Raw genomic sequence first — 1,268 nt, 5'->3', positions numbered from 1 at the left:
TGCCACCAGATAGGCTTCAGTTTCAGTCCACCTGGAAAAGTACAGAGTGATGGTAACTTCGGGCCCGGCAGCCTCGGGGGTCTCTCCTTCCCGCCCAGGTCCAGCGACGGTGCCCTTTTCACCCGCGCACCCAGTTAGAAGAAGAACCACCAGGACCAGAACAACAATCAAAAAGGCTATAGAGAAAGCAGCACTTCTCTTTTGTTCAACCCTCTTGGTAGACATATCTTTCACCTTTCCCTCCGGACTAATTTCCCATGATGCAAGCATCACCCATGGACGATGAAAATCAGGAACCTATTTTCTAAGTATTATATTACCAAAAACACGTACCCAGGGGAAGGTGTTGCTACGGGAGTCCCTCTTTTTCCATCACCCCTCTTGTGACTGCAATGTTACGGTATCCTGAAGGAATCGCCCATGCACCGCGGCGCACCACGTCGCATGAAAATTGGGTTATTCTCAAGGGAGGTAACTGTCCCCACATCGGTAGGAATTCTTGATCAGTTGCGGCAGGCGGCACAAGAGTGCTGTCAATGGACGTATCACCACTCGAGTTGTGATTCAAAGTGGTGTCTGGTGATTAGGGGACAGTCGCCTCGAAGATGAGGAAGCGAACCCCTTAATGGGGGAGATAGAGCTCAGTTATCAGGAGCAACAGGGTTAAATCTATCTTCCCTCAAATGGTATAATCCTCTGAGTATGGGAGGAGAGATACGAGAACGAAGAAAGCGAAAAAGTAGTTGGTGGTCCTGGGCCATCTCTATAGCCCTTCTACTGTTATTGGTGGGCATTGCCGCCTGGTATCTCCTCTGGCAGAAGCCTCGAGCCGAATATGCTCGTGAGGCAAAATCGCCTATTGTAGAGAGCATGGAAGTGGAAGAGGAGCTGGACATGGTGGAGAAAGATTATGCCGGACAAAAAATCTCGGTCAAGGAGGCCCAGGAGCGGCTGGAAGAAATCCTCCAGGATGCGCACAGCGTGAAAGAAAAGACCCCTCAGGCTAATCCTCCCAAATCTCTGGCTATGGTTCATCAGCAACTCCTGGAAGCCGTGGATAGCCAGATGTCCACTCTTCGTCTATATCAAGCCTATCTGGACAAACAGCAGGATCTCGAAGAAACTGAGGAGTGGATTCGTTCCTTTGAGGAAACTCTGGCCGAATACAAGGAGGGACTCAAGGAGACGGGATACCAGCATTACCGGAATCTGATTAGAGAGTACACCGAAAAGCTGGCCAATAAAAATGCTGAATACCAGGAGATCAG

At 49.9% G+C, this 1,268-nt stretch carries 3 protein-coding genes; 2 read left to right on the top strand and 1 reads right to left on the bottom strand.

Annotation, left to right across the window (positions count from 1 at the left end):
- The coding region (locus tag HW443_RS11380; protein ID WP_176238243.1) for a hypothetical protein at positions 1-234 on the bottom strand (234 nt) is incomplete at its 3' end.
- Positions 235-420: 186 nt separating this feature from the next.
- On the opposite strand from HW443_RS11380, the gene HW443_RS11375 reads away from it, so the two are divergent.
- Together HW443_RS11375 and HW443_RS11370 are read left to right on the top strand one after the other, a co-directional pair.
- The gene (locus HW443_RS11375) at positions 421-609 is read left to right on the top strand and encodes a hypothetical protein (RefSeq protein ID WP_176235690.1); all 189 of its coding nucleotides are present in this window, start codon (positions 421-423) and stop codon (positions 607-609) included.
- A 93-nt stretch (positions 610-702) separates the two neighbouring features.
- Positions 703-1,268 (top strand): hypothetical protein (locus tag HW443_RS11370; RefSeq protein ID WP_176238242.1); only part of this gene is annotated, 566 nt, incomplete at its 3' end.

Origin of the sequence: Candidatus Hakubella thermalkaliphila, assembly GCF_013281975.1 — a bacterium.
GTDB classification, from domain to species: Bacteria; Actinomycetota; Humimicrobiia; order Hakubellales; family Hakubellaceae; genus Hakubella; species Hakubella thermalkaliphila.
Note: the sequence above shows the minus strand (reverse complement) of the source record. Positions and strands in the feature narration are given on the sequence as shown.

Bases quoted from the DNA above. Each gene is read 5' to 3' on its own strand.
- HW443_RS11375 (WP_176235690.1), top strand. From the start codon at position 421: ATGCACCGCGGCGCACCACGTCGCATGAAAATTGGGTTATTCTCAAGG.